Here is a 21,121-nt window from a genome sequence, read left to right as displayed (position 1 = left end):
GGGACGGTGTTGCTGGCCGGGAAGAACTTGCGGCCAACCGTCGAAGTGGCGCGGGTTATGCCACAGGCTTTGCGTCGATGCAAGCGGTGAAGCGGCCTTCACGAAAGAAAAATGGGCGGGAAAATTCCCGCCCATCGTCGCGTCCGTTTTGGCTCCGGTTCAACGCTCCGGTCCGATGCCCGCCGTGGCGTTGCCGAAGGCGCTGGGCGGCGGCAGGACGGCCTCCGCGCGGAAGTCGGGGACGATGTTGGACAGGATGGTCATCACCCGCTCGGTGTCGCCGGCCCGCGCCGCCGTCTCCATCTCGCCCAGCGCGCGGTTGATGAGGGCGTAGTCGATCACGCGGGGGGAGGCCAGGAACACGCCGTCCGCCGAGGTGCGCGTCGGCGCCTCCGCCGAGGTCAGGATCTCCTCGAACAGCTTTTCGCCGGGGCGCAGGCCGGTGAACTCGATCTTGATGTCGTGGCCGGGGCGGTAGCCGGCCAGCCGGATCATCTGGCGGGCGAGGTCCACGATCTTCACCGGCTCGCCCATGTCGAGCACCAGCACCTTGCCGCGCTCCTCCGCGCGGGCCACGCCGTGGGCCGACGCCTGGAGCACCAGCTCGACGGCCTCGCGCACCGTCATGAAGTAGCGGCGCATGTCCGGGTGCGTGACGGTCAGCGGACCGCCCTTGGCGAGCTGGCGGGTGAACAGCGGCACCACCGACCCGCTGGAGCCCAGCACGTTGCCGAAGCGCACGGTCATGTAGCGGGTCGCCGTCTCGCCGCCGTCGCGCGGCGGCAGCATGTCGAGCGCCTGGCAATAGCACTCGGCGAAGCGCTTGGTGGCGCCCATGACGCTGGTCGGGCGGATGGCCTTGTCGGTGGACACCAGGACCATCGCCTGACAGCCCCCGGCGCGCGCCGCGTCGGCCACGTTGCGGGTGCCGATGATGTTGGTCAGCGCGCCTTCCGCCGGGTTGGCCTCCACCAGCGGCACATGCTTCAGCGCGGCGGCGTGGAAGACCATGTGCGGGCGCTGCGCCTGGAACAGGCGGAAGATGCGGTCGCGGTCGCGCACGTCGGCGATCACCGCCTGAAGCGTCAGGGCGGGGTGGCGCTCCCGCACCTCCATCTCGATGGTGTAGAGGTTGAACTCCCCGGCATCGACGAGGATCAGCGATTCCGGCTGAAGGGCGGCGATCTGGCGGACCAGCTCGCTGCCGATGGTGCCGCCCGCCCCGGTGACGACGACGCGCCGCCCGGTGACGAGGCTGGCGATGGCGCCGCGGTCGAGAACCGCCTGGGGGCGGCCCAGAAGGTCTTCCAGGGCGATCGGGCGCACCTCGATCTTGCCCTCGCCCAGCGCCGACTTGAACTCGGTCAGGCTGGGCAGGCGGGCCATGGAGAGGCCGAGGGATTCCGCCTGTTCCAGCAGGTCGCGCAGGACGGTGCCGGGCACGTCGGCCTGGCCCTTGGCGACGATCAGACGCTGCGGGCGGTCGCCGCGCTGCGCCAGTTCCTCGACCACGCGGGGCAGGTCGTCGGGGCCGCCCAGAACGGGAACGCCGCGGATGGCGTGGCCGACGCGCCGGCCCTTGTCGTCCAGCATGCCGACCACACGATAGGCGGCGCCCGCGTTCTGGTCCAGCGAGCGGATGAACAGCTCCGCCGCGTCGCTCACGCCCAGCAGAAGCACCGGGATGCGCGGCACCCCCGGCTCCCGCTCGTGGAGGCCCAGCCGGCGGTCCTTCAGAAGGCGGTAGGCGAAGCGCGGCCCGCCCAGCAGGACGAGCTGCACGAACCACAAAATCACCGGCAGGGAGCGCGGCAGGGCCTCCAGCCGGGTCAGCAGGAACATGACAGCCACGAAGCACAGAACGACCATGGTGACCGCGCGCAGAAGCTGCGCCAGATCGGGCACCGAGGCGTAGCGCCAGATGCCGCGGTACAGCCCCGACAGGCGGAAGACCACCGCGGCGATCAGCACCAGGATGGGCAGCCCCGTCAGCAGCGGATCGCTGTAATCCTGAAACGTCTGCTCGCCCACGCGCAGATACAGCGCCACGACCAGGGCGACGGCCGTCATCGTCAGATCGTGCAGGTAGACGAGGGACGCCCGCGGGGACGGGATACGCATGCGCTTTACCTTAGATTTTCGCTTCGCCGGGACGGTTCCCTTTCGGGAAGTCCCTGGACCATGTTCGGCGTTCAGCCGCGCACAGCTTTGAACCATTCGGCGGTCAGGCGCAAGCCGTACGCGGGATAGCAGGGTGGTCGCCAGTTCAACGCCCGGCGGATGGCGCCGTCGTCGATCACCAGCGACCCGGCGACGCGGTCCAGCATGGCCTCCCGCCGGGCCAGCCGCGCGGCGAGCGCCAGGAGGGACGGCGGGACGGGCAACAGGCGCGCGGGCTTGCCCAGCGCCTCCGCGATGGCGCGCACCAGTTCCGCCGTGGACATGGGGCGCCCGTCATGGACCAGGAACCGCCCGCCCGCCGCCTGCGGGTGGGTCAGGCATTCCTGGATGGCGTCGGCCAGATTGCCCACGAAGATCAGGCTGCGCCGGTTCTCCAGCGCGCCCAGCGGCAGGGGGATGCCGCGATCCACCGCCTGCATCAGCCGAAGAAAATTACCGCCCACGCCGGGGCCGTAGACCAGCGGCGGACGGATCACCACCACCTCCAGCCCGGTGCGGGTGGATATCTCCGCCAGCGCCCGTTCGGCCTCCAGCTTGGAAATGCCGTAGGGCGAGTGCGGATCGGGCTCCGTCTCCTCGCTCAGTTCGTCCGGGCGGCTCTCGTCGGCCAGCGCCTTGACGCTGCTCAGATAGACCAGACGCTTCACGCCCGCCGCCGCCGCCGCCTCGGCCAGCACGCGGGTGCCGGCGGTGTTGACCCGGCGGAAGGCGGCCAGAGGGTCGGACTCGCGGTCGCGCATGACGTGGACGCGGGCGGCCAGATGAACCACCGCGTCCACGCCTTGAAGGGCATTGCCCCAGGCGGTGGCGGGGCCGATGTCGGCGATGGTGACGGTTTCCGCCGCTTGCGGAACCGGAATGTCCTGACGGCCATCCCCCTTCTGGCGGACCACGGCGCGCACGCTGTGCCCGCGCTCGACCAGAAGCGGAATGACCGTCCGGGCGACGAAACCGGTGGCCCCGGTGACCAGGACGCGCATCACGCCGCCGCCCGTACGGGCCGCGCCAGCAGAGCCAGCAGCAGCACGACCGCCACGGCCCCCGCCGGAAGCACCGTCCAGCCGAGCGCCAGCGACGCCACGGCCAGCAACAGCAGGGCGGCGTTCAGCGCAAGGACCAGCCGCACGACCTGGGCGTGGTTGCGCCCGCGTTGGGTGGCCTTCTGGTAAAAATGCTCGCGGTGGGCCTGCCAGACCTTCTTGCCCTCGGCCAGACGGCGCAGCAGGGTGAAGGTGGCGTCGGCGAGGAAATAGGCGGGGATCAGCAGCGCCGCCACCCACAGCCCCGACGCCGCCAGGACCAGCAGCAGCCAGCCCAGCGTGAAGCCCAGCGGCACGCTGCCGACGTCGCCCATGAAGAGCTTGGCGGGGTGCCAGTTCCACATCAGGAAGCCCAGCGCCGCCCCCGCCGCCGCCAGCCCGTAGAGGGCCAGGGCCGGGTCGAGCGCGCCGAGCGAGGCGACCAGCGCCAGCCCGGCGCCGATGGACGCCGCCTCGCTGCCGGCAAGCCCATCGATGCCGTCCATGAAATTGAACAGGTTCACGAACCACAGCCAGCCGACCGCGGCCACCAGCCGGTCCGCCCAGAAGGGCAGAAGCCCCTGAAAGACCGACCCGTCGGCGGGAAGTGCGCTGAGCCCCGCGACCACCGCGGCGATCTGGGCGAGGAAGCGCGGCGCCGGACCCAGCCCGCGCCGGTCATCCATCCAGGACACAGCCATCAGGGCCACCGCCCCGGCCAGGATCGGCAGCGCCCGCAGCGGATCGTCCGCCGTCACGGCGATGAGAATCCAGGCGGGCAGCAGCGTCAGCATGACGCCCCAACCGCCGCCGCGCGGCGTCGGAATGGAGTGGCTGGACCGGTCGTTCGGGTGGTCGAGGATCGCCTTGTGCCGCAGATAGGCGAGCACCCGCCCGGTGAGCAGCCAGGACAGCGCGACGCTTCCGGTCAAGGCAAGGAACAAGGCCAGCGGGCCGCTCATGATGCCTCCGCGACCGGGGCGGCGCCGGGCTGGGCCGAGGCCAGCAGCCGGTGGTACAGTTCGACCGTCTTCGCGCCCACCCGGTCGGACGCCATGTCGGATTCGACCAGGCGCCGGCTGGCCGCGCCGTAGCGGCGGCGCAGGGCCGCGTCGCGCACCAGAACCTCCAGGGCGTCGGCCAGCGCTGCGGCGTCGTCGGGCGGGACCAGAAGGGCGTTCTCACCCGCGTGCGCCACCTCGCGGCAGCCCGGCACGTCGGTGGCGACGATGGCGCGCCCGCAGGCTGCGGCCTCCAGAAGGCTCTTCGGCAGCCCCTCGCGGCGGGAGGCCAGCACGGCGATGTGGCAGCGCGCCCAGATCTGCCGGACATCGGCGGTGTGGCCGGGCAGTTCGACGCCGGGCAGGGCGGCCCAGCGGTCCAGCTCGGCCTGCGTCACGGAGGTGGGGTTCTCCGGATCGGGCGTGCCGGCCAGCAGCAGCCGGACGTCCAGCCCCTTGGCCCGCAACCTCTGCTGCGCCCCGACCAGAGGGCCGACGCCCTTGTCGGCCAGCAGGCGGGCGACGCAGCCCACCGTCACCGGCGGTTCGGGCGGTTCGGGCAGAACTTGATAATGGGCGGTGTCGACGCCGGAGCCGCGGATGATCCAGGCGCGCTCGTCGGGCAGCAGGCCGGCGGCCACCAGGGTCTTCCGGTCGTCCTCGTTCTGCAGGATGGTCAGGCTGTTCGGGCGCTTCAGCACGGTGCGCAGCAGCGGGCGCGCCACCGCACCGGCGATGCGGGACTTCAGCCCGCCCGTGCCGAGAAAGGCGGAGCCCAGCCCGGTCAGCGCGTTCACGACCGCCGGTACCCCGGCCAGCCCGGCGGCGATCCCGCCCAGCAGCACCGGCTTCATGGCGACGTGATGGACCAGATCCGGCGCCTCCCGCCGGTAGAGCGCGGCGATCTCCGCCACGGCGGACAGGGCGCCCGCCGGGTTGATGCTGCGCCGCTGCCAGGAGAGCGGCAGCACGCGGAAGCCCTCCGCCTCGATGCGGGGGCCGTGCTTGTCCACGCGGGTGGCGACGGCGACCTCGAACCCGGCCTCGCGGGCGGCGCGGGCCATGGGCAGGCGGTGGGACCAGAAATACCAGTCCTCCGTCACCAGATAGATCAGCTTGCGGCTGGTGCTCACGGGACGGGCCTCGGGCAATGCCGTGATCATCCTTGTGCCACGCGATGAAGCGGGGCCGCCGCGACGTGCGAACCGATGAAACCGGGCGCGCCGGTGACCACGATCGTCATATCCACCATCCTTGACAGGCACGCGCCGGGCAAGCGCTTGCCTCAAACGTAACGCGCGCGCGTCAACCGCCCGTCTTATGCCCGAGCGCGGGGCCGGACGCCAGTCCGCAAAAAGCGGCCCGCCGCTTGACAGCCGCCGGGCACACCCGATCTACTGCCGCGACCTTTTCCAAGTTGCCGAGCCGGACACCCATGCCGCCGAAAAAGAATCCCGCGAACCTCAACCCGCTCCAGCTCAAGACGCTGACGCTTCTTCAGGAACTCGCCCGGCTGGAGCAGAAGCCGGTCGAGGGCGAGGAAGGGGCCTTCCTGGTCACCGGCCTGCCGCACGCCCACGGCAACCATTTCCACCTGGGCAACGCGGTGGTCGCCACCCGCGACGCCACCGGCCTGGGCAACGAGGCGGTCTGGAACATCCTCCAGCGCAAGGGCATGGTGCGCCGCACCGCCGATTACGGCGTCGTGACCGCCGAGGGCATGGCCTACGACACCGGCCTGCGCGACAGCATCCTGCACCGTTCCGACCACTGAGAACGGGAGCGACCCGCCGTGTGCGGCATCTGCGGCTTCCTGGCCGGTCCCGGTCCCGATCACGGGCTTGAGGCCGCGGCGCGGCGCATGGCCGACACCATCGCCCACCGCGGCCCGGACGGGGAGGGTGTGTGGACGGACGGGGAGGCCGGGATCGCGCTCGGCCACCGGCGGCTCGCCATCGTGGACCTGTCGCCGCTGGGCCGCCAGCCGATGGAGTCGGCGGACGGGCGCTGGGTCGTCGCCTACAACGGCGAGATCTACAATTTCCAGGACTTGCGGGCGGAGCTTGAAGCCGCTGGCCACCGCTTCCGCGGCCACTCGGACACCGAAGTGCTTCTGGAGGCCTGCGCCGCCTGGGGCGTGGAGCGCACCGTGCGGCGGCTGGTCGGCATCTTCGCCTTCGCCCTGTGGGACCGGCGCGAGCGCACCCTTTACCTCGTGCGCGACCATCTGGGCGTGAAGCCGCTCTATTGGGCGCGGATGGGCGGGGCGCTGCTGTTCGGCTCCCAGCCCAAGGCGTTGCGCGCCCATCCCGCCTTCGCGGCGGAGATCGACCGCGACGCCCTGTCCGCCTATCTGCGCTTCAGCTACGTCCCGGCGCCGCACAGCATCTACCAAGGTGTCCACAAGCTGGAGCCGGGCAGCATCCTGACCGTCCGTCCGGGCCGCGAGCCGGAGCGCAGCGTCTATTGGAATGCGGGCGAGGCGGCGCGGGCCGGCATCGCGGACCGGCTCTCCCTGTCCGACGCCGAGGCCACGGACGCGCTGGAATCGCTTCTTAAGGACGCGGTCGGGCGGCAGATGATGGCCGATGTTCCGCTGGGCGCCTTCCTGTCCGGCGGCATCGACAGCTCCACCGTCGTCGCCCTGATGCAGGCGCAGAGCGCGCGGCCCGTGCGCACCTTCACCATTGGGTTCGGCGAGAATGGCTACGATGAAGCGGTGCACGCCCGTGCGGTCGCCGCCTATCTCGGCACCGAGCATACGGAGCTTCGCGTGGAGGCCAGCCACGCGCTGGAGGTCATCCCGAAGCTGGCCGACTGGTACGACGAGCCCTTCGCCGACAGCTCCCAGATCCCGACGCTGCTGGTGTCGGAGATGACGCGGCGGTCCGTCACCGTGGCTCTGTCCGGCGACGGCGGGGACGAGCTGTTCGCCGGGTACAACCGTTATCTGACGGCGCCCGCCCTGTGGCGGCGCATCGCGCCTCTGCCCGCCGGGCTGCGGCGGGGCGCCGCCGGGCTGATCCGCGCCGTCCGGCCCGCGGGCTGGGACAGGCTGGCCGCTCTGATCCCCGAGGCGCGGCGCCCGCGCCAAACCGGCGACAAGCTGCACAAGCTGGCCGGGGTGCTGGACGCCGCCGGGCCGGACGCCATCTACCGCCGTCTGGTCAGCCAGTGGCAGGACCCCGACGCGCTGGTCCGCGGCGGGCGGGAGCCGCATGGCCCGGCCTGGAACGACGGGCTGGCCGCTGGCATCCCGGATTTCGTCGAGCGTATGCAGCATCTCGACAGCGTGACCTACCTTCCCGACGACATCCTGGCAAAGGTGGACCGCGCCAGCATGGGCGTGTCGCTGGAGGCACGTGTGCCGCTGCTCGACCACCGGGTGGTGGAGTTGGCGTGGCGCGTGCCGCCGGCGCAGAAGCTGCGCGACGGCAAGGGCAAGTGGCTGCTCCGTCAGGTGCTCTACCGCCATGTGCCGCCAACCCTGGTGGAGCGTCCCAAGGCCGGCTTCGCCATCCCGCTGGACGGCTGGCTGCGCGGCCCGCTCCGCGACTGGGCGGAGGATCTGCTGGACGAGGGGCGGCTGCGCCGGGAGGGCTTCTTCGACCCCGCGCCGATCCGCGCCTGCTGGGCGGAGCATCTGGCCGGAACCCGCAACAACCAGCACCGGCTTTGGAACGTCCTGATGTTCCAGGACTGGAACCGCCGCTGGGGCAGCGCCGCCGCCCCGGCCCCGCTTGCCGCGAGCGCCGCATGACGACCGAAGACCAGACCAAGACTCCCGCCGCCCAGCCGAAAAAGGACGACAAGCAGGAGCGCCTCGCCGCCCGCCTGCGCGAGAACCTGCGCAGGCGCAAGGAGCAGGCGCGCGGGCGGGAGAAGGACGGGCAGCCGAACTGAATGCGGTGAGCCGGTGACGCATTTGCCGCATCGGTTCGGTTTCATTCGCACGTTATCGTTGCCGCCGATCCGGAACAGGGTGGGGTGGGGTCATGGCGGTTGATGCGGCGCGGGCGCGCCTGTGGGGCTATGGCTGCATCGTCGCCTCGGCGCTGCTGTTCGGCGTGGCCGGAACCGCAGCCAAAATGCTGTTCGTCGCGTCCATGCCGCCGCTGGTGATGATCGCGGTGCGCGCCATGGTGTCCGCCGCCGCGCTGGCCCTGATCATGCTGGCGCTCGGCCGGCCGATCCGGGTGCGGCGGGCGGACCTGCCGTTCCTGGCGGAGCTGGCGGTCTGGCTGACGCTGGTGAACCTGACCTTCTTCTACGCCATCGCCCTGACCAACGTGGCGTTGGCCCTGATGCTGGAATACACCGCCCCCATGCTGATCGTGGCCGCCGGTCTGTTCCTGGGCACCCACCGGATGAACCGGACGGTCGCGCTGATCCTGGCCGGCAACGCCGCCGGCTGCTTCCTGCTGGTCGGCGCCTACGACCCGGCCCTGTGGTCGGGGAACGCGCTGGGGGCGGCGGTGGGCATGCTTTGCGCCGTGTCCTTCGCCGCCTACAACGTCCGCTGCGCCCATGGGCACCGCAAAGGGCTGGACAGTTGGTCGATGACCTTCTGGCCCTTCTTCCTGTCGGCGCTGTTTTGGCTGCTCGCCACCCCGGCCATCGACTATTCGGCGGTCGAGCCGACCTGGGAAACCGTGGGGTTCGTCCTGTTCATCGGCGTGTTCGGCACGGTGGCGCCCTACTGGCTCTATCTGGAGGGGCTGAAGACCATCGAACCGTTCCCCGCGACGGTGATCGGCATGCTCGATCCCGTCTTCGCGGGGGTGACGGCCTTCGTCCTGCTGGGCGAGAGCTTCGAGCCGCCCCAGCTTGCCGGGATGGCGGTGGTCTGCGCGGTGATCGTCTTCCTGAAGCGCAACGAATCCGCCGTGCAGGCTATTCCCCGTCCCGCCGCAGAGACTTCCTGAACCAGATCTGCGTGTGCCCCGGCGGGTATCCCTCCATCTCCGCCCAAACCTCGTAGCCCTGCTTGCGGTAGAAGCCCGGCGCCTGGAAATCGTAGGTGTAGAGGCGCGACCAGCGGCAGCCGCGCCGCACCGCCTCCTCCTCCGCCGCGGCCAGCAGGCGGGCGCCGAGCCCGCTCCCGCGCCGGCTGTCATGGACCCACAGATAATCCACGTACAGCCACTCCCAGTTGGTGTAGCCGGTCAGTCCGGCCATCAGCGCCCCGTCCCCGTCGCGGACGGTCGCCATGATCTCCCGCAGGTCGTAGGGGGCGGTGAAGCGCTCGTTGAAGGCGCGCAGTTCGCCGTGGATCTGCTTCACCTCGTCCGGGTCGAGCCGGCCGGACAGGGAGAGGGTCAAGCCGCCCATGATGTTGTGTTGGGCGTTCTCCTGGGCGCCGTTTTGGATCACGCGATTGGTCCTTTCATTGCATCTGGTCTTTGCAGCGCGGGAAAGGCTTCCATGAGAAAAAGCCTCAATTCCATCCCTTGAGCGCGTCCGCATGCTCCGCTACAACGCCTGGGAGGATCAATCCCCGATATGACTTCGGGAGTCCGGCACGATGGGCATGTTGCCGGACCTCCGGACCCGCAAGATGGCCTAATCCGCCGGGCTTCGGCCTTTTCGACAGCATCTGACCGGACAAGACAGCTTCATGGACAAGATCCGCATCCGCGGCGGCAAGCCCCTTCACGGGTCGATCACGGTGGGGGGCGCCAAGAACGCGGCGCTTCCGCTGATGACGGCGGCGCTTCTCAGCGACGAGACGCTGACGCTCACCAACCTGCCGATCCTTGCCGACATCAACACGCTGTGCAACCTGCTGCTCCAGCACGGCGTCGCGATCCACATGGCCGGGGCGGGCGGGGATTGCGCCGGCCGCGTGGTGGAGTTCACCGCCCGCGACATCACCAACACCACGGCCCCCTACGACCTCGTCCGCAAGATGCGGGCGAGCGTGCTGGTGCTCGGCCCGCTGCTCGCCCGCTGCGGCGAGGCCAAGGTGTCACTGCCCGGCGGCTGCGCCATCGGCGCCCGTCCGGTGGACCTGCACATCAAGGGCCTGGAGGCCATGGGGGCGGAGATCCGCATCGAGGGCGGCTACATCGTCGCCAAGGCGCCGCCGGGCGGCCTGCGCGGTGCGGAATACGTCTTCCCCAAGGTGTCGGTCGGCGCCACCGAGAACCTGCTGATGGCCGCCACGCTGGCCCGCGGCACCACCGTCCTGGTCAACGCCGCCCGCGAGCCGGAGGTGACCGACCTCGCCGAATGCCTCGTCAAGATGGGCGCGAAGATCACCGGCATCGGCAGCGACCGGCTGACCATCGTCGGCGTGGACCGGCTGCACGGCGCCCGCCACATGGTGGTTCCGGACCGCATCGAGACCGGCACCTACGCCATGGCCGCGGCGATGACCGGCGGCACGCTGGACATCCTGAACACGCGCCTGGACCTGATCAAGGCGGCGGTGACGGCGCTGGTCCCGGCGGGCGTGGAGTTCACGGAGATCGTCACCAACGGTCAGACGGGCATCCGCGTGTCGCGCACCAACGGCGAACTGATCGGCGTGGACGTGATGACCGAACCCTATCCCGGCTTCCCCACCGACCTTCAGGCCCAGATGATGGCCCTGATGTGCACGGCCAGGGGTGCAGGCATGATCACCGAGACCATATTTGAGAATCGGTTCATGCACGCGCCCGAGCTGACCCGCATGGGAGCCCGCATCACGGTGCACGGTTCCTCCGCCCTCGTCCGGGGGGTGGAGCGTTTGACCGGCGCGCCCGTTATGGCGACGGATCTCCGCGCGTCGGTGTCGCTGGTCCTGGCCGGTCTTGCGGCGGAAGGGGAGACGACGGTCAACCGCGTCTATCACCTCGACCGCGGCTATGAGCGGGTGGAGGAGAAGCTGGCGGCCTGCGGCGCGGACATCGAACGCATCCGGGCGGAGGACGACTGACGGCGTCCCGCGCCCGATCAGCCGTCCACAGCGAATGGAACCCCATGAGGAAGCCCATGACCGCCACGCCGATCCGCCTGCGCGCCCAGGACGACGAGGACCTGAAAGTCGTCTCCGCCTGTCTTCAGGACGCCATCCTGCCCATCGGCGACATGTGCTTCCTGCCGAAGGAGGCGCGGTTCGTGCTGGTGGTCAACCGCTTCAGATGGGAGACGGCGGACGAACGCCGTCCCGGCCCCACCGCCGACGACGACCATCTGGCCCCCTTCGAGCGCGTCCATTGCGGCGTGCGCATCGAAGGGGTGACGGCGGTGAAGATCCGCGGCCTCGACGTGAAGAACCGCGCGCAGATCCTGGAACTGCTGTCCGTCGAGACGGCGGAGGGCGCCGTGATCCTGAACTTCGCCGGCGGGGGGTGCATCCGGCTGGAAAGCGCCTCCTGGACCTGCTTCGTGGAGGATCTGGGCGAGCCCTGGCCCACCGGCTGCAAGCCCTGCCATCCCTTGGAAGACGAACAATAATCGGGAGACCGCCATGAAGGCGCGCGTGAAGTGGGTTGACGGGAAGATGTTCGTCGGCGAGTCCGGCAGCGGCCACGCCGTGGTCATGGACGGCGCGCCGGAGGCCGGCGGGCGCAATCTGGGCATCCGTCCCATGGAGATGCTGCTGATCGGCATGGGCGGCTGCACCGGCTTCGACGTGGTGATGATCCTTGAGAAGGGCCGTCAGGCCGTCACCGGCTGCGTGGCGGAGATCGAGGCCGAACGCGCCGACACCGATCCCAAGGTCTTCACCAGCATTCACGTCCACTTCGTGGTGACCGGGCGCGGCCTGGACCCGGCGAAGGTGGAGCGCGCCATCGCCCTGTCGGCGGAGAAATACTGCTCCGCCTCCATCATGCTGGGCGCCACCGCCAGGATCACCCACGACTTCGAGATCGTCGAAGCGCCGTAAGGCGCCGCAAGGACGCCGCAGGGACGCTGACATCAGCGGAACCGTCAGGCTCCGGGCGGGTTGGGACAAGGTCGATGCGTCCCAGCCCACGGAGCCTGCCAGCCATGCCCACACCCCCCGCCACCGAACGGAACCGGCCCGTCGTCGTCGTCACCGGAGCGTCCGCCGGGGTCGGGCGCGCCGCGGCGCTGGCCTTCGCACGGGAGTGGGGGGCGGCGGTCGGGCTGATCGCCCGCTCCCGCGACGCGCTGGAGGCGGTGGCCGCGGAGATCGAACGGCTCGGCGGCACGGCGCTGGTCCTGCCCGCCGACGTGGCCGACGCCGACGCGGTGACCGCCGCCGCGGATGCCGTCGAGCGGTCGCTCGGCCCCATCGACGTCTGGGTCAACAACGCCATGGTGACGGTGTTCGGGCGCGTCCGCGACGTGACGCCGGAGGAAATCCGGCGGGTGACGGAGGTGACCTATCTCGGCTCCGTCCACGGCACGCTGGCGGCTCTGCGGCACATGCTGCCGCGCGACCGCGGAGTCATCCTTCAGGTGGGATCGGCGCTGGCCTACCGCTCGATCCCGCTCCAGGCCGCCTATTGCGGAGCCAAGAGCGCCATCCGCGGCTTCATCGACAGCCTGCGGTCGGAACTGATCCACGACGGCAGCCGCCTTCAGGTGACCATGGTCCATCTGCCCGCCGTCAACACCCCGCAGTTCGATTGGGCGCGCAGCCACATGCCGCGCCGGGCGAGGCCGGTCGGCGCCATCTTCGATCCCGACGACATCGGGCGCGCCATCGTCCAGGCCGCGGCGGACCCGAAGCGTGAACACTGGCTGGGCTTCACGACGGTCGAGGCGATCATCGGAACCCACGCTCTGCCCGCCTACGCGGACTACCGGGTGGCCTTCACCGCCTTCGAAGGGCAGGAGACGGAGGAGGCGGAGAACCCGGACCGGCCCGACAATCTGTTCGCTCCGGTCCCCGGCCTGCACCGCACGCATGGGCGCTTCACCGGGCAGGAGGAGCGTTTGTCCCTGACCACCACGGGAACCGCGGCGCGCGGCTTCGCCTTCCTCGCCGGCCTCGCGGTGGCCGGGGGGATCGGCTACGCCGCGCGCGCGGCCCTGCGGAAGGAACGCGCCTGACGACGGATCAGGGCGTGATGAGCTTGAGCCCCAGGATGCCCGCCACGATCAGCGCGATGCAGCCAAGCCGGAGCAGGTCGGCGGATTCACCGTAGAGCCAGATGCCGAGGATCACGGTGCCGACCGTCCCGATGCCGGTCCACACGGCGTAGGCCGTGCCCAGCGGCAGCGATTTCAGCGCCAGCCCGAGCAGGGCGAGGCTGACGATCATCGAACCGATGGTGAGCGCGGTGGGAATGGGACGGGTGAAGCCGTCCGTCTGCTTCAGGCCGACGGCCCAGCCGATCTCGAACAGGCCGGCGAAGAACAGGATGACCCAGGACACGGGACACCTCCGATACCATGGAGGCAGGGTCGTCCCCGCCGGGTTCCCCACGCCCGTCGCGGGCGTGCCGTGGTGAGGTCGTCCTCACGGGAGGGCGACCGGGATATAAGGATGCGGGCGGCCCGGTCAAGCCCCGTCCCAACGATGGCCGCTGTCCGTTTCGCACAGCATGGCAACCTCGCGGCGCGGGCAGCGCCGGTCGTCCAAGGGCAAGAGGGCCAGGGGCAGAAGGGGCAGGGGCGCGGCATCGTCCGCCGGTCGCTCGCGGTCAGGCGGCTGAGGGGCAGGAACGGTCGGGAGACAGGTGTCGATGCGGCGGGGCATGGCGTTCACCGGGGCAGGGGGGCTGTGCACCCCACCGTACCGACACGGACCCGCCCGCGCTGTGGCGGGCCTCACAAGACGCCGTCATGAGGCGGGTCAGGCCCGCTTGCGCTCCGTCGTGTCCTTGGGCAGGAACAGGCGGCAGGTCATGACCGGGCCGACCTCGTAGCCGTTCACGCGGGGAAAGCGCTGGGCGGCGCGGTCCAGCGCCTCCTTCTGGTTGGATGCGACGATCAGGTAGGTGCGCCCGTCGCGCCAGGACGCGGCCATGGCGGCGCTGGTGTAGAGGGCGTCCGGCGCGCGGCGGACCGCCACCTCCCAAATGGTGCCGGGGCGGGCCTCCAGCCGGTCGAAGACGTGGTACTGTTCCACTGGTGCCTGCTGGAGCGCGTCGAACTGCCGCTCCAGCGCTTCGGTCTGCCGCTTCGCCTCCGCCAGCGTCTCATCCAGGCCACCCAGACGGCCGCGCGTCGCCTCCAGCGTCTTCCGGGCCTCATGGAGGCGCTGCTCCATCGCCCGGATGTCCTTGTCGGCGGTGGCAAGCTCGTCGCGCGCCGCGCGGACGCGGCGTTCGCCCATCCGGTTCACCAGAACGCTGGCCACCAGAAGAAGCAGCGCCGCGTAGAGGATGATCGCCGTCATGGGGACCCCGGCCGCCCGCTGTCGTTGGCCCTACTGTCGTTGGCCCCGTTTCCGACCGGGATCAGCGGGACCGTGTCGAGCCGCGAGGACAGGACCCCGTTGCGCGTGCCGAAGGCGCGCTGGAGCATCGCCGCCGCGGCGTCCGGCGTGTCGGCCCAGACGCGGGCGATGTTCCGGCGGTCCCAGATCGCCCGCGCGAACAGCATGCGCCGGGGGTCGAGCCGGGCGAAGTCCGGGATGGTGCGCAACTCGCTCTCATAGCGTTGCGCCCCGCTCTGGGCGTCCCCGATCTCATGCACCAGGGCGACCTTGGACGCCTTGACCGACGCGATCAGGCCGGTCAGCCGCCCGCGCTCGGCGGTCAGCCGGTCGATGGCCTCCTGCCTGGCGTCGCTCTCGGCCTGAGCGCTCTCGGTCTGGCGGCCGAGGGCGGCGAGATCGGCGGCCTGGGCCTCCAGCTTCCGCCGCACCAGCGCCCTGCGGCTGCTGGTGGCGGTGAGGCGCGATGCTTCGTAGACCACGGAGAGGCCGAGCGCTGCGATGCTGAGGACGAGCACGGCGAGGGCGAAGGTGTCGAGGTTCATGATGGCGCCGCCCAACCCGTCAGCGCCGGGCCGGTGGCGTGTCGGGGACGTCGTCCACCACGCCGGCCAGGGCGCGCCCCAGCCGCTTGGCGTCCGCCGGGGAAACCGGACGGCCGGAGCGCATGGCGGCTTCGAAAAGGTCCCGCAGACCGCGGTCGAGGGACTCCGCCTGCCCGCCGCCGAAAGGGGGCATCCCGGCGAAGCCGTCGCCCGCCCGCTCCCCGCACGCTTTCCCCCCGTTCCCATGCGCGGTCAGCCAGGCGGCGGCGGCGTCGACCAGCGGCAGGGGCAGAAGCGCGCGCAACGCCGCCCCCAGCAGCGGATCGCGGCGGCTGTAGAGGCCGGCCACGGCGAACAGCGCCATCGCATCCGGTGCCACGCTTCCGCCGGTCAGAGCGCCGCGCACACAGGCCAGAAGCTCGTCGATCTCCATGTCCGCCGCCCGCCCGCCCAGCGTCCGCCAGCCGTCGGACAGGCGCAGCGCGGCGGTCAGCGTCTCCACGTCCGCGCCGTCCAGCGGGCGGAGCGCCGCGACGCCGCCGGGAATGGCCAGAGCGCTGGCGGCGCGCATGCGGTGGGCGTTCGCCTCCTCCAGGAACAGGGCGAGTGCTGTGGGATCGGTGCGCACGGCGTCCAGCACGGACAAGGACCCGCCGCGCAGCGTCTCGGCCCAACCGGCCATCTCCGCCGAGGCCAGCACGCGGTCCAGGGCGCCGTTGGCCAGCCGGTCGTCGAGACGGGATTGCACGGTGGCGGGCAGGTCGTCCATGCGCCGCGACAGTGCCGGCCACCAGCCCGCGGTGTCGACGACGCGGACGCAGCCGGGCAGAGGCTCGGCGATGGCGAGCAGGGCCGGGTCGCGCAGCATCACCGGCTCCAGCCAGCGCGCCCACAGGCGCCGCGTGTGCGCCCGGCGCCGGCTGGACAAAAGGCCGCGGAGCATGGCGCGCACCGGTTGAACGGTGGATTCCTCGGCGGTCCGCTCCGGACCGATGCGGGTGCCGTGGTCGAGGCGCGACAGGAGCCGGCGGAACGTCGCGTACCGGCTGACGGGCATACCGTTCTGGTTCATAACCATACGCGGGCCAACTCCCTCGTTTTCGGAGAGTATAAAAGAGAATGGTAATACTTGGGTATTCATCAATGGGCAGAAGCCATGTCAATTCGCGTTAAATGCCTCTAAAATATCGCGTTTTGTGACATTTTGCGACAGCCCTGGACGGGTGGGCCTAGGTCTCGTACCGCTTTGGTGCCTTCCCTGTCCATCGTTGCGGAACCATTTGGGTAGGTCATGCGTGGAGGGGCCCATGGGCCAGGAAATGGACGAAGGTCTGGACGACGAGCCGCTGTTCGGTCCCGGCGACGGGTTTGCCGACGATCCCGCGGTCAACGCCCGGCCAGCGGAGCCCTGGCCCATTCTGGTGGTCGACGACGATCCCCAGGTCCACACCATGACCGAGGTGCTGCTGCGCGACTTCGAGTTCGAAGGGCGCCCGTTCGAGGTGGTCAGCGCCCTGTCCGCCGCCGCCGCGCGGTCGCTTCTCCTCACCCGCCCGGATATTCCGGTGGCGCTTCTCGACGTGGTGATGGAGACCGACGACGCCGGGCTGCGTCTGGTCCGCTTCATCCGCGAGGATCTGGGCAACCGCCGCATGCGCATCATCCTGCGCACCGGCCAGCCCGGCCAGGCGCCGGAGCGGGACGTGGTCGTCGCCTACGACATCAACGATTACAAGGCTAAGAGCGAACTCACCGCGCAGCGCCTGTTCACCACGCTGGTCAGCGGGCTGCGGGCCTGGCGCGACATCGTCACCATCGAGCGGCACCGCCAGGGGCTGGAGCGCATCCTCGCCGCCTCCGCGCCGCTGTTCGAGACGCGGTCCATGCGCACGCTGGTGGAGGAGCTGGTGGACCAGCTCAGCAAGGTGGTGGACAACAGCGGCGGCGCGGTTCTGGCCTGCCGCATGGTGGACCGCGGCGACGGCAAGGCGCGGGCCACCGTGGTCGCCGGCTCCAGCCGCTTCGCGCGTTTCGTCGGGCGGCCCGCCTCCGACGCCCTGGAGCCCGATCTGACCGCCCAGGTGATCACCGCCTTCGAGACGCAGCAGAGCGACTTCCGACCGGACCGCTGCATCCTGGCCTTCCGCACACGGGAGCACGGGACGACGGTCTTCGCGCTGGAACGGACCGAACCCTACGGGGAGGACGATCACCGGCTGCTGGAGCTGTTCTGCGCCCGCGTCACCATCGGTTTCGACAATGTGTGCCTCTATGAGGATCTGGTCGCCCTGAACCAGTCGCTGGAACGGCGCGTCGGCGAGCGGACCGCCGAACTGGCCACCAACCAGGCCGCCCTGGTCGCCGCGAAGGAGCGGGTGGAGCGCGCGCTGGAGGCGGAGCTGGTCGCCCGCGAGCAGCAGCGCCAGTTCGTCACCATGGTCAGCCACGAGTTCCGCACCCCTCTGGCCATCATCGACAGCGCCGCCCAGATGCTGACCCTGCGCGCGGAGCGGGAAAACCGGGACGCGCTGGAACGGCTGGGCGTCATCCGCAACAGCGTGCAGCGGCTGACCGGGCTGATCGACACGCATCTGACCGACGAGCGGCTCCAGGCCGGGACGCTGAAGGTGCAGCGGGCGGAGGTGGACCTGACGGCGCTGCTGAGCTCGGTGACGGAGCCCTTCCGCACCGCCTACACCGGGTGCGAATTCCATCTGGAGCTGGACAGCCTGCCCCCGGTGGTGATGGCCGACGGGCACCTGCTGGGCATGCTGTTCAGCAACCTGCTGAACAACGCGGTCAAGTACGCGGACGGCGACTGCCGCGTCACGGTGCGCGGGGAAACCGACGGCGGCGTGGCGGTGGTGGAGGTGGCCGACCAGGGCCGCGGCATCCCGCAGAACGAGCTGCCCCTGCTGTTCGAGCGGCATTACCGGGGGAGCGGTTCGGCGGGCGTGCCGGGGACGGGCATCGGGCTGAACACGGTCCGCCAGATCATCCAGATGCACGGCGGGTCGATCACCGCGGAGAGCACGGTCGGGCAGGGCAGCGTCTTCCGCGTCCGCCTTCCCGTGAAAGGCTGATTGCGCAACGCCCCTCCGCCGCTGCGCACCCGATAATCCTTCCAGCGCGGCAGGCGGAAATGTAACGTGTCCATAGACAAGGCCGAAGCGATCGCCGGACATCGGGCCGGAGCGCTCAAACCAACAGGCGGCCCCTTCGCACTTCAACGGAAGAACCGCGGACTCCATCATGCTCGCTCAGCAATATGCCGGGATCAAACGGGACCTCGACGAGAAAGGCATCATTTTCTCGTTCAGCGGCTATCTGTCCGAGGGGATACTCTACTCTTTGGGCGAGGCGCTGCGGGAAAAGATGACCTTGGAGGAAACCGACGGCCCGACGGTCCGCCGCGTCTTCTCCGTCTTCGTCGAGCAGATGCAGAACATCATCCGCTATTCCGCCGAGAAGGTGACCGGGGCGCGCGAGAAGCCGGTGGAGCTGAGCGCCGGAATGGTCACCATCGGCATGGAGGGCGGAAAGGTCTTCATCGTCTGCGGGAACACCGTGTACAACGCCGACGTTCCGCGCCTGCGCGAACGGCTGGAGTATCTGAAGGGCTTGGACAAGGACGCCATCAAGACCTACTACCGGGAGCAACTGCGCGAAGCCCCGGAGGAGGGGGCTCGGGGGGCCAACATCGGCCTGATCGAGATCGCGCGCCGCGCCAGCGAACCCATCGAGTATGATTTCCTCGAAATGGACGAGGGCAAGAGCTTCTTCTGCCTCAAGGCTCGGATCTGAAAGCGGCTGTGGACATCCGGACAACCATGGAATCCCTGAAACTACCCGCGACGGGCCGAACCCCCGAGGTCGATTTCGACTTCGCCGGCGGCGTGCTTCGCCTGACCGGCGAATCCTATCCCGACGACGTGGCGACCTTCTTCGGACCGATCTTCACAGCCCTGCGCGACTTCCTGGCCGAACCGGGCGGACACCCCATCCGGTTCGACATGGAGCTTCTGTACTTCAACAGCTCCAGCGCGAAGGCCCTGATGAACATCTTCCAGATGCTGGAGACGGCAGCCCGCGACGGGCGCAGCATCTCCGTCACTTGGTGTTTTGAGGAGAACGACGAGTCCATGCAGGAGCTGGGCGAGGATTTCGCCGAGGATCTGCATCACGTCGCCTTCACGCTGAAACAGATTCCGGCAGACGGGGCGCCATGACCTTCAACCTCTTCGCCGCCGAGGAGCAGGCCATCGAGCAGGCCCGCCTTCTGGGGGAGAGGCTGGGCGCCGCCGCGCCCGAACTGCGCGCCGAATTCGATGCGTTCGTGGAGGCGTTCCAGCGCAGCACGCGCGAACAGCGCCGGCTGGTGCGCGTCAGCGACCGGCTTCAGGCGCAGCTCGGCTCCGCCAACCAGGAGCTGGAGCGCCGCCGGCAGGAGGCGGAAACCGCGCTGGCCGACCTGCGCGAGGCGCAGGAGGCGATGGTCCGCGCCGAGAAGCTGGCCTCCCTGGGCGCGCTGGTCGCCGGGGTCGCGCACGAGATCAACACGCCCGTGGGCATCGCCGTGTCCTGCGCGTCGCACCTGTCCGACGCCACGGCCCGGCTGCGCGGGCGCGCCCAGTCGGGGGATCTGAGCAAGGCGGACTTCACCCGCTACCTGACCACGGCGACCGACACGTCGGCGCTGATTCTCGCCAATTGCGAACGCGCCGCCAAGCTGATCGCCAGCTTCAAGCAGGTGGCGGTGGACCGCGCCAGCGCCGAGCGCCGGGCGGTGCATCTCAACCGCTACATCCAGGAAACGCTGGTCAGCCTGGAGCCGAAGCTTCGCCAGGGCAAGCACAGCATCACCGTGTCCTGCCCGGACGGGCTGGTGGTGGACAGCTATCCGGGCGCGCTGTCGCAGATCCTGACCAACTTCGTGATGAACTCCGTCACCCACGCCTTCGTCGACGCGCAGGGCGCGGAGGGGCAGGGCGGAACGCTGACGGTCACGGTGGACGAACCGGAGCCCGGCACCGTGCGGATGGTCTACACCGACAACGGCCGGGGCATCCCGCCGGACCATCTGCCGCGCATCTTCGATCCCTTATTCACCACCCGGCGCGGCGAAGGGGGCAGCGGGCTCGGCCTGCACATCGTGCACAATCTGGCGGTGGGCGCGCTGAAGGGGACGATTTCGGTGGACTGCGCGTCGGGGCAGGGGACCCGCTTCGTCCTGACCTTCCCGAAGGACACGCCACCGGAAGACGGGGTGGCCTGATCGGCGTATCAGGTCATCCGCACCGGGGCGGAGAACACATACCCCACCCCGTGGACCGACTTGACCGGGGCGGTTTCGCCGATGGCGTTTTCCACCTTGTGGCGCAGGCGCCCGACCACCGTGTCGATGGAGCGGTCGTCCGGGTTCCAGCGGCGGTTGTAGAGCGCCATGGAAATCTGGTCGCGGGTCGCCGGCTGGCGCGCCTGTCCGGCCAGCAGCGAGACCAGCTTCATCTCCATGCTCGTCAGGCTGACGCGCACGCCCGCGGGGCTGGTCAGTGCCCAGGCCGTGGCGTCCAGCACCCAGTGGGCCTCGTCCGAGGGGGGCGGGGCGGGCGTCTGCGGGGCCGCCGCCGTGCTGCCCGGACCGCTCGCTTCCAGGCGGCGCAGCAGGGCCTTGGCCTGGGCCTCCAGCTCGCGCATTTCGACGGGCTTCACCAGATAGGCGTCGGCGCCGAGTTCCAGCCCGACCACCCGGTCCACGGTGGAGCCGCGGGCGGTCACCATGATGATTCCGATGGCGGGGTTCTCGCGCAGGCGGGTCGCGATCTTGAAGCCGTCCTCGCCCGGCAGGTTGACGTCCAGAACAACGAGGGAAACCGGGCGCGCGGCGATCTGCTCGTCCAGTTCGCGCCCATTCTTCGCGCCGACCGCGTCGAAACCGCAGCCGCGGAGATATTCGATCATGTCACGGCGCAGCGACGCCTCGTCCTCGACGACAACGATCGTAACGGCCGCCATCCCCTTTGCTCCCCCTCT

General features: G+C 70.1%; 22 protein-coding genes. 12 read left to right on the top strand and 10 right to left on the bottom strand.

Annotated features, from left to right (window positions below; translation table 11 throughout):
• Positions 1-159: 159 nt before the first annotated feature.
• The 4 genes from DS843_RS03130 to DS843_RS03115 form a co-directional block, all read right to left on the bottom strand.
• A complete protein-coding gene (locus DS843_RS03130) occupies positions 160-2,121 on the bottom strand; it encodes a polysaccharide biosynthesis protein (RefSeq protein ID WP_149467446.1) in 1,962 nt (653 codons plus the stop codon).
• Between the two features lie 71 nt (positions 2,122-2,192).
• A complete protein-coding gene (locus DS843_RS03125; protein ID WP_149467445.1) occupies positions 2,193-3,161 on the bottom strand; it encodes an NAD-dependent epimerase/dehydratase family protein in 969 nt (322 codons plus the stop codon).
• Entirely contained in the window at positions 3,161-4,162 is a 1,002-nt protein-coding gene (locus DS843_RS03120; RefSeq protein ID WP_149467444.1) for an MraY family glycosyltransferase, read from the bottom strand. The genes DS843_RS03125 and DS843_RS03120 overlap by 1 nt, the downstream gene beginning before the upstream one ends.
• Entirely contained in the window at positions 4,159-5,334 is a 1,176-nt protein-coding gene (locus tag DS843_RS03115; protein ID WP_286191909.1) for a glycosyltransferase family 4 protein, read from the bottom strand. Before DS843_RS03115 ends, DS843_RS03120 begins: the two co-directional genes overlap by 4 nt.
• Positions 5,335-5,636: 302 nt before the next feature.
• Between DS843_RS03115 and DS843_RS03110 the strand changes: the two genes are divergently transcribed.
• The 4 genes from DS843_RS03110 to DS843_RS03100 all read left to right on the top strand — a co-directional run bounded on the left by DS843_RS03110 (position 5,637) and on the right by DS843_RS03100 (position 9,126).
• The gene (locus DS843_RS03110) at positions 5,637-5,975 is read left to right on the top strand and encodes a hypothetical protein (protein ID WP_149467443.1); all 339 of its coding nucleotides are present in this window, start codon (positions 5,637-5,639) and stop codon (positions 5,973-5,975) included.
• Between the two features lie 18 nt (positions 5,976-5,993).
• Positions 5,994-7,961 carry an asparagine synthase (glutamine-hydrolyzing) gene (gene asnB / locus DS843_RS03105; RefSeq protein WP_149467442.1) on the top strand — a complete coding sequence of 656 codons (1,968 nt, stop codon included), beginning with the start codon at positions 5,994-5,996 and terminating at the stop codon, positions 7,959-7,961.
• Positions 7,958-8,104, top strand: coding sequence for a hypothetical protein (locus DS843_RS31025; protein ID WP_167525181.1), 147 nt, complete (start codon positions 7,958-7,960; stop codon positions 8,102-8,104). The genes asnB and DS843_RS31025 overlap by 4 nt, the downstream gene beginning before the upstream one ends.
• A gap of 92 nt (positions 8,105-8,196) precedes the next feature.
• Complete coding sequence (locus DS843_RS03100) at positions 8,197-9,126, top strand: DMT family transporter (protein WP_149467441.1); 930 nt, start codon at positions 8,197-8,199, stop codon at positions 9,124-9,126.
• Here the strand turns inward: DS843_RS03100 and DS843_RS03095 are convergent.
• The gene (locus DS843_RS03095) at positions 9,095-9,574 is read right to left on the bottom strand and encodes a GNAT family N-acetyltransferase (protein WP_286191908.1); all 480 of its coding nucleotides are present in this window, start codon (positions 9,572-9,574) and stop codon (positions 9,095-9,097) included. The two genes, DS843_RS03100 and DS843_RS03095, sit on opposite strands and share 32 nt — an antisense overlap.
• Positions 9,575-9,818: 244 nt before the next feature.
• On the opposite strand from DS843_RS03095, the gene murA reads away from it, so the two are divergent.
• The 4 genes from murA (at position 9,819) to DS843_RS03075 (ending at position 13,213) form a co-directional block, all read left to right on the top strand.
• Positions 9,819-11,123 (top strand): UDP-N-acetylglucosamine 1-carboxyvinyltransferase, encoded by a 1,305-nt coding sequence (gene murA, locus DS843_RS03090; protein WP_149467440.1) that lies wholly within the window; start codon positions 9,819-9,821, stop codon positions 11,121-11,123.
• A 56-nt stretch (positions 11,124-11,179) separates the two neighbouring features.
• Complete coding sequence (locus DS843_RS03085; protein WP_149467439.1) at positions 11,180-11,644, top strand: DUF2948 family protein; 465 nt, start codon at positions 11,180-11,182, stop codon at positions 11,642-11,644.
• A gap of 13 nt (positions 11,645-11,657) precedes the next feature.
• Complete coding sequence (locus tag DS843_RS03080) at positions 11,658-12,077, top strand: OsmC family protein (RefSeq protein WP_149467438.1); 420 nt, start codon at positions 11,658-11,660, stop codon at positions 12,075-12,077.
• Positions 12,078-12,181: 104 nt separating this feature from the next.
• On the top strand, positions 12,182-13,213 hold the full coding sequence (locus tag DS843_RS03075; RefSeq protein WP_149467437.1) for an SDR family oxidoreductase: 1,032 nt from the start codon (positions 12,182-12,184) through the stop codon (positions 13,211-13,213).
• Between the two features lie 7 nt (positions 13,214-13,220).
• On the opposite strand, the gene sugE is transcribed toward DS843_RS03075, so the two are convergent.
• From sugE to DS843_RS03055, 4 genes are all read right to left on the bottom strand, one after another.
• Positions 13,221-13,538 carry a quaternary ammonium compound efflux SMR transporter SugE gene (sugE, locus tag DS843_RS03070; protein WP_149467436.1) on the bottom strand — a complete coding sequence of 106 codons (318 nt, stop codon included), beginning with the start codon at positions 13,536-13,538 and terminating at the stop codon, positions 13,221-13,223.
• A gap of 420 nt (positions 13,539-13,958) precedes the next feature.
• Positions 13,959-14,504: a hypothetical protein gene (locus tag DS843_RS03065; RefSeq protein WP_149467435.1), complete on the bottom strand. Its 546-nt coding sequence runs from the start codon at positions 14,502-14,504 to the stop codon at positions 13,959-13,961.
• Entirely contained in the window at positions 14,501-15,088 is a 588-nt protein-coding gene (locus tag DS843_RS03060; RefSeq protein ID WP_149467434.1) for a hypothetical protein, read from the bottom strand. The genes DS843_RS03065 and DS843_RS03060 overlap by 4 nt, the downstream gene beginning before the upstream one ends.
• Positions 15,089-15,107: 19 nt before the next feature.
• The gene (locus DS843_RS03055) at positions 15,108-16,145 is read right to left on the bottom strand and encodes a hypothetical protein (RefSeq protein WP_149467433.1); all 1,038 of its coding nucleotides are present in this window, start codon (positions 16,143-16,145) and stop codon (positions 15,108-15,110) included.
• A 250-nt stretch (positions 16,146-16,395) separates the two neighbouring features.
• On the opposite strand from DS843_RS03055, the gene DS843_RS03050 reads away from it, so the two are divergent.
• The 4 genes from DS843_RS03050 to DS843_RS03035 all read left to right on the top strand — a co-directional run bounded on the left by DS843_RS03050 (position 16,396) and on the right by DS843_RS03035 (position 20,363).
• On the top strand, positions 16,396-18,171 hold the full coding sequence (locus DS843_RS03050; RefSeq protein ID WP_149467432.1) for an ATP-binding response regulator: 1,776 nt from the start codon (positions 16,396-16,398) through the stop codon (positions 18,169-18,171).
• Between the two features lie 169 nt (positions 18,172-18,340).
• The gene (locus tag DS843_RS03045; RefSeq protein ID WP_149467431.1) at positions 18,341-18,892 is read left to right on the top strand and encodes a SiaB family protein kinase; all 552 of its coding nucleotides are present in this window, start codon (positions 18,341-18,343) and stop codon (positions 18,890-18,892) included.
• A gap of 26 nt (positions 18,893-18,918) precedes the next feature.
• Complete coding sequence (locus tag DS843_RS03040; RefSeq protein ID WP_149467430.1) at positions 18,919-19,317, top strand: DUF1987 domain-containing protein; 399 nt, start codon at positions 18,919-18,921, stop codon at positions 19,315-19,317.
• Positions 19,314-20,363 carry a sensor histidine kinase gene (locus tag DS843_RS03035; protein WP_149467429.1) on the top strand — a complete coding sequence of 350 codons (1,050 nt, stop codon included), beginning with the start codon at positions 19,314-19,316 and terminating at the stop codon, positions 20,361-20,363. Before DS843_RS03040 ends, DS843_RS03035 begins: the two co-directional genes overlap by 4 nt.
• Before the next feature lie 8 nt (positions 20,364-20,371).
• On the opposite strand, the gene DS843_RS03030 is transcribed toward DS843_RS03035, so the two are convergent.
• The gene (locus DS843_RS03030) at positions 20,372-21,103 is read right to left on the bottom strand and encodes a response regulator transcription factor (RefSeq protein WP_149467428.1); all 732 of its coding nucleotides are present in this window, start codon (positions 21,101-21,103) and stop codon (positions 20,372-20,374) included.
• Between the last annotated feature and the right edge of the window lie 18 nt (positions 21,104-21,121).

It is taken from the genome of Roseomonas genomospecies 6 (assembly GCF_008365375.1).
In the GTDB taxonomy this organism is placed as follows: domain Bacteria; phylum Pseudomonadota; class Alphaproteobacteria; order Azospirillales; family Azospirillaceae; genus Azospirillum.
This window is presented reverse-complemented; position numbering and strand designations above follow the sequence as displayed.